The organism is Neptuniibacter sp. 2_MG-2023 (assembly GCF_030547495.1).
Lineage (GTDB): Bacteria > Pseudomonadota > Gammaproteobacteria > Pseudomonadales > Balneatricaceae > Neptuniibacter.
In genome coordinates this window covers 124,125-131,782 of sequence record NZ_JAUOQC010000011.1, presented here as the reverse complement: position 1 = coordinate 131,782, position 7,658 = coordinate 124,125, and the positions used below count along the sequence as shown (strand labels likewise).

The window sequence follows — 7,658 nt, the reverse complement described above, 5'->3', positions numbered from 1 at the left end:
CCGAAGGTGGGTCTCAATTTACCCGTTTTTAAAAGGATTTAAAAAGGTGGAATATCCTCAAGAACAACCATACAAGCAGCGCCAGTCCGACAGCCAACACTCCGCACTTTTTGTGTTACTCGCTAGCGCTCAAACATTAACACAAAAAGTGCTCCGTGCCGTCTGCGGCTGCGCTGGGCGTTAAATGAGCAATACCGTATTATTTGGCAGAGTTTCTAAAGACTCTGTTAGTTGGGATTGTGATGAATAGTGCTGCCCAAAGGTGGAGCTGGTAGGGTGGGTATCTTGCGTGCGAGGGAAGCGACCCTTGCAATCAGTATGAAAAATGCGGGTAGTTAATAATAAATGTGCGAACATTTAGCGCTTTTATAGTAGTTTACGGCCGTCCCAGCCGCAATGATGCATTGCAGTAGTCCGAGCGGGTAGGCTAGAGTAAACACGAATAGTCAGTTTGTTCCGCTTAGGCTCTTGATAATTAAACGAGGAAATAAGATGAAAACTGCTTTCACGTTTGTTGCCTTTTTATGTTTCACTCATACCACGGTGATGGCGTCGAATGCTGTCATTGATGATATACGTGCGAAAGGAGAGACATGTCGGGCAATGGCTCAAACGGCCGAAGGCCAGAAGCTCGCCCATCTGTGTTTGTCGAGTTGCGCACGCTATGGTGATACGTTAACTCAATATCCTGAATTGTTGAGTGATATTGGGGTGAAAAGATGCCATAGGGATTATGCGAGGGCGCAGAAAGGTTTGACGAAAACGCCACCGCCCGTTAATCGAACACAAAATGCCCCAGCAAAAGTGGAACCTGCTCGCACAACTATGCCGGATGTTGAAGGCCTATGGACGGGAATACTCAGAGGAGAGATGCGAGTGCGGGCTGATGCCCGTACCGACTGGCAACAGATTTGCCGAGGTACAGCGATGGTCATGGCGTTTGCCCATGATTCAACGGATACGATAGAGCAGCAAAAGCAGCGGCGGCTTGATCAAACCACATTTTTTAAACAGCTTAAACGTAAAGATCAAGTGCGCTTGATTGGCATCACATACGATCCAGCCAGAGCCGGGCAGCAGCTTCATTGCCAAGCTGAGCGGGTTGAGATTATCGGCTCGAATTAAGCTTGCGTATTTTTCGAATAATTGGGGTCAGAGTTAAATTAAGTTTTCAACGTGTTGATATTTAGAGTTCATCAAGTATAACTTTACTCTGACTTCGAACTTAAAAAGCTTTATCCAATCACAATAACTTTTCTAAGTCGAAAACGCATAAGTCTTATGCTCTAAAAGAGTTACGTATTTATTCTAGCGAGCTAGTTTTTTTGTAGTAATATTCATAACCATTAACCGTGTTGAAAACAGATTTTCTGGGTAATATCGCATAACCTAACCTATTGACAGGCTAGCTCAATATAAGGGCAAAAGGGTATATTTATTACTTCAATACAATATATTAGGGCGTTTTCGCCTTATATTAAATGTTAAAGCGTCTGAGTTTTTAAGGGTAAAACATTTAAAATAAAGACTTGTTTAAAACCAAATTCAGTATTTAAAAACAGTAAAAAACAAAACAACCAGGCCTGGTAACTTTAGTATTGGTGTTTATAAAAAAGTGTAATGTTACAGGTTAAAAGTACAACAACCACTTCAAGCATCACGCTTTAACAAGCGCTTCCAGCCTGACGCCAAAGACTATGCGTTTTTTGTGCCACTCGCTGCGCTCAAATATTAACACAAAGATACTCCTGTTTTGGTGCAGCTGAAGCGGGCGTTAGTTTGCTAAAGGCAGCGGTTAACTAGCCTAAGCTTGCTCTCACATCAGCAATGGTGATGCAGAGTTGATTTTCAGCGTCTGCAAATGCTTGAAAACCATAGCGTTCATAGCAATTTTTCGCACCGTCTTTGGCATCAACGATAACAACTGGAAATGCAACGCTATCACTAGTAGCTTTCTGAGTGCATCGATAAGCAGCCATTCACCAAAGCCTTTCCCTTTATATAGGTCATCGACAGCAAGACGGGCAATCAGACCACCAGAGGTGGATGATGGGAAACGGTAAGTAAGGACAGGCACTTTTACGTGTTTCGGCAACACCTCTATGGGTGGGGATATTGTCCTTGTCTCTGTGTCGGGGAGACTATAGCCACTTCACTGGCAAAAAGCGCTAATGGTCAGTGTCATCAAAAAAAGTATTCACGTGAGCCATCATACTGCCCACTACACCAACGCCAGGCTTACCGGCGTCCCGCTTAGCTTGTTGAAAACTGCTTAATCGCTGAATAATTTCGGATCGCCAAACGGTTCGGGTGGGTGTGTTTTCTAGGTCAATAGATTCAATAATGTTGCAGCAGGTGCTGCGATCAATGTCATCACTTTTAGCGTCAGGATCACCTTGAGCCCATGTATATTCACTGGTGGCTTTCATTTGTATGGCCAAGGTTTGCAATAAGTGGTCGACATCAGCTCGGGTAACAGCACCACATGAGTGGGGACTCATCTTAGGGTGCGTCTGTGGATTGTCTATTGCTGTTTTTTCTCGTGATTTTGCTTTTTGCACTAAGCCTACACCGGCGAATACCAGTAGCATCGCCAGCAATAGGATCCAATCTAACTCGATATCTTTTAACATTCATTACCTTTTATACCGAGACCTTGGGAAAGTCAGTACGGTCAGTCAATTGTCTTATGTCGTTTTAACGACAGCCTTCCATATATTTCACTGCTGGATACCTTCTCCAAAGAAACTAGGGCAGACACTGCCTTTTTGTTTGCAGTAAGAAACTGCCCGACACTCAATGACAACCGAAGCACGCTTAGGGGGAAACTGAGCGCTGACTGTCAGGTAGAACGCTCTGCTCGCGTTTGCTCCGGCCTGACGTTCCTTATTTCAGTACTCATTGAGGGCTATTATGCGGTATCCGTCACATGTATTGGATGGCATAGGGTAGATGGTTTTTTATACATGTTTACTCCACTTTTACCGAATCATCAATGCCTGCGTCATAATCAAGCGCTTTTGTCCGTAAGCGAAAAAACCTAGGCGTCAAAAAATCTAGGGGCAGGTCGTGCTCGTTGCAACAGATGACTAACCTAGCTAGCAGCGGTATTCTTTATTCCCTTTTCGAATGATGTCTATGTCGCAAAGCCACTTATTTATAAGGAATTTTTGATGTGAAGAAAATCATGCTAACTACAGTGCTATCGGTAGTCTTTCTATCTATTGGTTTTATAGGTGGTTGGTGGGCAAATTCGCCAAGCTTTGATTTATTATGCTCAAAGCCATACGTGCATACTCTGGGTAAAGCTATTGAGGCTCAAGGTATGAGTATAGAGGCAGGCACAGAAATTGATTTAAGGTCTTGCGAATATGCTAATCGTTTTACTGTTAGTTTAACGTACGATAAAGGTGCCCATAGAGAGCTATTTATTCCTAAAAATAGTGCGCCAAATATTGGCAATCATGGCGCAAAACAATATAGCATTTCAGATATTAAATAATTCATAGGGCGGTAGCCTGTATCTCTATTTATCCAGTAATGCTATGAAAAAACTAATTTTTGGCATATCTATTCTGTTCTTTATCGCTGCGCAGTCATACTTTATCTATGGCTTGCTGCAACCGGAAACTGCTGAATCTTTTCGACAGCTTTGGGCTAGCTTCGGTGTAAAGCAAACGGCGTATTCGACGTTTGTTTTCCGTACGATTCAATGGTGGGTCGCTTTACCTATTTTATGTTTAGGCTTGGCGGTTTTTGCGTTGCTTCGCTCATCTAAGTTGTTTTTATTTATAACAATTTTGATAGGCTTTGTCGGGACCGTGGCGCTTTATTGGTCAGTCTATGCACCTGCGCTACTTGTGCAGCCTTGAGAGCTAAGTGTTTTTTGTCGTCTGTTTCGAGCTTTTAATGTAACTGAATACAGGGGTTAGGTGCGGTTAAATAAAAGCGCTTTAACATTTAAAAGGAATATTAGATGAAATCATTAATTTTTATATTGATTGGTTTATACCTTTCGTGGCACTACACGGATCTAGCGTCTGATAGCAGTATTCAAAACGCATTAGCCCCCTTGGGTGTATTTATCTTTCTGGTTTTATTGGCTATGTGGTTTGTTTCAAAAGGGGATCGTCGAGGAGGAACGGGTACGAGTGGCGGTTCTGGCGATTACAGTGGGGATAGTTGCTCTGGAGGAGATGGTGGGGGTTGCGATTAGGGCTGCGACCGATAACACCTTTTTCATTAATATCCCTTTTATATCGATAAATAACGTATAGACCCAGTAGTGACTTAAAAACCGGCAGCTTGGTTGAGCAGGTTTAAATATTTTTTAAAGACCCCAATCTTTTGAGTGCATGCAGGTTTAGAGTTTTCCTCGCTTTCTTTTGATCGATAAGCGCCGAGCAAGCTTAGGTCGCTTGGCAATAAGTTGTTGCTGACGTGTTTTTGCATTGTTGCTGGCGGTGTTGTAAATGTTCATTAACTCTTCTGCGCTCACATCGATAAACATATCTTCTTTTTCTAGCGCACCGTAAAGATCTTCGATCTCAAATATATGTGTTTCATCGATTTTATTCGCTATTGCCCTGTTTAAAAATGATGGGTAGCGCCGCCAATAGAAGGCGTTATTGATGACAAAAGCCAGTATGAGTAGGGCGAGCAGATTGATGGCTAATGGATAGAGTAAAAACTCATATCCCATGGCGTGTATGCTGTTTCCGCCAACCACACAAGAGAGTGCGGTGGATCCTCCCGGTGGGTGCAGGCAGCGTAGGTAGTGCATAGTGATAATGGATACGCCAACGGCTATTGCTCCTGTAATAAACGATGAGCCAAACGCCTGAAAAAAACTGATACCAATAAATGCGGAGATAAGGTGGCCCATCAGAAAGGGCCAAGGTTGTGATAATGCACCATGGGGGACGGCGAACAATAGAACTGCGCTGGCGCCAATGGAGGAGAGCACCAATAAGGAATCCGGTATAGATAAAAAGGTACGCGAGAAATAAAAGACACTCAGCAGGGCCACAAAAGCCGTTACGCCTGAAATAAGGCGCTCAAAGTGGGAGGTTTTATTTGTTTCTATACCAATGAATTGAGCCGTATTACGATATAAAGAAGTGAGCATTTGGACAGTAGAGCCTTACAAAAATAATAGCTGTTTTAGAGAATAAAAGTAAAAGTACAACCTTGCCCTAAGAACAGTTCACTCTACATTTACCTAGTAACGGCGCCATTTTAATGATTAAAATAGCTTCATGTATAACGAATTTAAATGAGGTTTAAGTGCAATAATATTGCATTTAAAATCAGTAGAAATGGAAATTGATCAAGCTAGAACTTTTTTAGAGATTATTCACGCAGGGACATTTGCGCGTGCGGCAGAGCGATTACATGTTACTCAAACAACTGTGACTGCACGTGTACAAGCATTAGAAGCTGCGCTGAATTATAAGCTGTTTATTCGGAACCGAGCCGGTGCAAAGCTCACCCCACATGGTGAAGCTTTTGTTAAGCAGGCGAAAAATATGATTGAGGCTTGGGAGCAAGCTAAGCAGATCTGTGGACATGGGGAGTATCAAACCCAGCAAAGGTTAAATGTGGGAGGGGAGATAAGCCTATGGAATCCAATCTTAAGTGATTGGATTATCGCCTTGAATGAGGACTTGCCTAATTTAGTTATCAACAGCCGAGTGACAACAACTGATATGCTGTATCAAGCTCTGCAAAAGCAAGAGGTTGAGGCGATTATTGTCCATAGTCCTCGCTACTTGCCGGGGTTGGTTATCGAACAGGTGGCTGAAGAAAAGTTGATACATGTTGCGTCGACGACATGCTCAACACCTGATCTTTTTATTGATTGGGGTGAGGAGTTTTCCCTGCAATTCGATCGTTGTGTGCCTTTTAATCGCCGCTCAGCTATGCAGTTTTCCCTTGGCCCTATGGCACTAAAATACCTATTAGCTAAAGGCGGGAATGGATATTTTAGGACGCGGGTGGTTGATCGATATTTACAAAGCCAGCAATTAACTAAGGTCCGCGGTGCTACGGAATTCACATATCCAATTTATCTTGTTTATCACAAGAATATCGCTTTGCCAGAGGTTTTTGATCAGGCTAAAAAGCTCCTTTTAGAGAACGTGAAAACTTTCTCAAGTTGGTCTATTTAAGGGGTTATCGTATTTTGCTTATAAATTTAATGCTGCCTTTCTAAGGGCGGTTTATATACTATCTTTTGATGACTCTTGGAGATTAGGAATCCGCATGTTTTTTGGCAAAAAAGAGAAAAAACTCTTTACGTTAACAAGGACCGACCCCGAGCATCCGTTGGCCTCATACGCTAAGTATAGCTTTGAGCTGGATGGTCATGAGTGGCCGTCGGTAGAGCATTATTATCAAGCGATGAAGTTTGCTGATATGGATTATGTTGAGCAGATTCGTCTGGCGCCTACCCCAAAAGATGCGGCTGCATTGGGTAAAAGTAAAAAGCATCAAAAGCGTAAGGATTGGGATAAAGTTAAATTGATCTTTATGACCCGTGGCACTTACATAAAATGCCGTACTTATCCTGAGGTGGCTCAAATTTTATTGAATACAGGTGAGATTGATATTGCCGATGTGAGTCAGTATGACTATTTCTGGGGTAGTGGGCGTGATATGCGTGCAAATAATGCTTTTGGCAAAATGCTGATGGATATTAGGGATAAGCTTCGGGAAGAGCTTAAGTAATCTTGCATAGTTTTATTGAGTATTATCCTAAATGAATCAACAGCCTTATTATATTGGTGCTCATGTGAGCGCCTCGGGTGGTGTGCAAAATGCACCGCTTAATGCGAAAAAGATTGCTGCTAATGCGTTTGCGTTCTTTACCAAAAATCAGCGGCGGTGGGTCTCTAAACCACTAGAAGAGAAAGCTATTAAGGCTTTTAAGGAGAACTGCGCAGCACTCAATATTTTTCCTGAGCAGATCCTTCCCCATGATTCCTATCTAATTAATTTAGGTCATCCAGAGGCGGAAGCTTTACAAAAATCCCGTGAGGCGTTTTTGGATGAGATTCACCGTTGTGAACAGTTGGGGCTGATTTATCTTAACTTTCACCCAGGTAGTCATCTTCGTACACTTTCAGAGTCCGAGTGCATTAGTAGAATTGCCGATTCTATTAATTGGGCGCTAGCACAAACTCAAGGGGTCACCGCGGTTATAGAAAACACGGCAGGTCAGGGCAGTAATTTAGGTTATAGCTTTGAACAGCTAGCTGAAATCATCGCTCAGGTTGAGGATAAATCACGTATAGGTGTCTGTATCGATACTTGCCACATGTTCGCCGCAGGTTACGATATTCTCACCTTAGAAAGTTGTGCAGAGGTATTTGATCAGTTCGCAAAAGTTGTGGGCTTTGAATACCTCAAAGGAATGCACCTGAATGATTCTAAAGGTGGATTAAACTCCCACCTTGATCGCCATCATAGTCTTGGCCAAGGTGAAATCGGTTTAGAGGTGTTTAAATTTATCATGTCTGATGACCGGTTTAGAGGGATTCCGCTAGTTCTTGAAACCATTGATGAAACAATCTGGGAAGCTGAAATTCAGATGCTAAGGCAGTTTGCCGCTGGGGTGTCGGTGTAAAGGGAATTAAACATTTTCACTCAAATGTAAT

10 protein-coding genes and 1 pseudogene are annotated in these 7,658 nt (G+C 42.7%); 8 read left to right on the top strand and 3 right to left on the bottom strand.

What is annotated here, in order from left to right; translation table 11 throughout:
* Both Q4486_RS11815 and Q4486_RS11810 read left to right on the top strand, forming a co-directional pair.
* On the top strand, positions 1-184 hold a 184-nt coding region (locus tag Q4486_RS11815; protein ID WP_303519551.1), incomplete at its 5' end, for a hypothetical protein.
* 308 nt (positions 185-492) lie between these two features.
* Positions 493-1,125, top strand: a complete 633-nt coding sequence (locus tag Q4486_RS11810; protein WP_303519550.1) for a hypothetical protein — start codon at positions 493-495, stop codon at positions 1,123-1,125.
* Between the two features lie 674 nt (positions 1,126-1,799).
* Here Q4486_RS11810 and Q4486_RS11805 read toward each other — a convergent pair.
* A pseudogene (locus tag Q4486_RS11805) lies at positions 1,800-2,050 on the bottom strand (GNAT family N-acetyltransferase); the annotation flags it as partial.
* A 118-nt stretch (positions 2,051-2,168) separates the two neighbouring features.
* Positions 2,169-2,633, bottom strand: coding sequence for a hypothetical protein (locus tag Q4486_RS11800; RefSeq protein ID WP_303519548.1), 465 nt, complete (start codon positions 2,631-2,633; stop codon positions 2,169-2,171).
* 542 nt (positions 2,634-3,175) lie between these two features.
* Here Q4486_RS11800 and Q4486_RS11795 point away from each other — a divergent pair.
* From Q4486_RS11795 to Q4486_RS11785, 3 genes are all read left to right on the top strand, one after another.
* Positions 3,176-3,502 (top strand): hypothetical protein, encoded by a 327-nt coding sequence (locus tag Q4486_RS11795; RefSeq protein ID WP_303416269.1) that lies wholly within the window; start codon positions 3,176-3,178, stop codon positions 3,500-3,502.
* A gap of 43 nt (positions 3,503-3,545) precedes the next feature.
* A complete protein-coding gene (locus Q4486_RS11790; RefSeq protein WP_303519547.1) occupies positions 3,546-3,872 on the top strand; it encodes a hypothetical protein in 327 nt (108 codons plus the stop codon).
* A gap of 104 nt (positions 3,873-3,976) precedes the next feature.
* On the top strand, positions 3,977-4,216 hold the full coding sequence (locus Q4486_RS11785; protein ID WP_303519545.1) for a hypothetical protein: 240 nt from the start codon (positions 3,977-3,979) through the stop codon (positions 4,214-4,216).
* A 147-nt stretch (positions 4,217-4,363) separates the two neighbouring features.
* Here Q4486_RS11785 and Q4486_RS11780 read toward each other — a convergent pair whose 3' ends face one another.
* Entirely contained in the window at positions 4,364-5,128 is a 765-nt protein-coding gene (locus tag Q4486_RS11780; protein ID WP_303519543.1) for an HPP family protein, read from the bottom strand.
* 190 nt (positions 5,129-5,318) lie between these two features.
* On the opposite strand from Q4486_RS11780, the gene Q4486_RS11775 reads away from it, so the two are divergent.
* From Q4486_RS11775 to nfo, 3 genes are all read left to right on the top strand, one after another.
* Positions 5,319-6,170: a LysR family transcriptional regulator gene (locus Q4486_RS11775; protein ID WP_303519542.1), complete on the top strand. Its 852-nt coding sequence runs from the start codon at positions 5,319-5,321 to the stop codon at positions 6,168-6,170.
* Between the two features lie 94 nt (positions 6,171-6,264).
* Complete coding sequence (locus tag Q4486_RS11770; protein ID WP_303416274.1) at positions 6,265-6,729, top strand: NADAR family protein; 465 nt, start codon at positions 6,265-6,267, stop codon at positions 6,727-6,729.
* A gap of 31 nt (positions 6,730-6,760) precedes the next feature.
* The gene (nfo, locus tag Q4486_RS11765; protein ID WP_303416275.1) at positions 6,761-7,627 is read left to right on the top strand and encodes a deoxyribonuclease IV; all 867 of its coding nucleotides are present in this window, start codon (positions 6,761-6,763) and stop codon (positions 7,625-7,627) included.
* Positions 7,628-7,658 lie beyond the last annotated feature (31 nt).

Excerpts from the sequence above, each read along its gene's own strand:
- Q4486_RS11780 (WP_303519543.1), bottom strand. The coding sequence starts at position 5,128 with ATGCTCACTTCTTTATATCGTAATACGGCTCAATTCATTGGTATAGAA.
- Q4486_RS11770 (WP_303416274.1), top strand. The coding sequence starts at position 6,265 with ATGTTTTTTGGCAAAAAAGAGAAAAAACTCTTTACGTTAACAAGGACC.
- Q4486_RS11790 (WP_303519547.1), top strand. The coding sequence starts at position 3,546 with ATGAAAAAACTAATTTTTGGCATATCTATTCTGTTCTTTATCGCTGCG.
- nfo (WP_303416275.1), top strand. The coding sequence starts at position 6,761 with ATGAATCAACAGCCTTATTATATTGGTGCTCATGTGAGCGCCTCGGGT.
- Q4486_RS11810 (WP_303519550.1), top strand. The coding sequence starts at position 493 with ATGAAAACTGCTTTCACGTTTGTTGCCTTTTTATGTTTCACTCATACC.
- Q4486_RS11785 (WP_303519545.1), top strand. The coding sequence starts at position 3,977 with ATGAAATCATTAATTTTTATATTGATTGGTTTATACCTTTCGTGGCAC.
- Q4486_RS11800 (WP_303519548.1), bottom strand. The coding sequence starts at position 2,633 with ATGTTAAAAGATATCGAGTTAGATTGGATCCTATTGCTGGCGATGCTA.
- Q4486_RS11775 (WP_303519542.1), top strand. The coding sequence starts at position 5,319 with ATGGAAATTGATCAAGCTAGAACTTTTTTAGAGATTATTCACGCAGGG.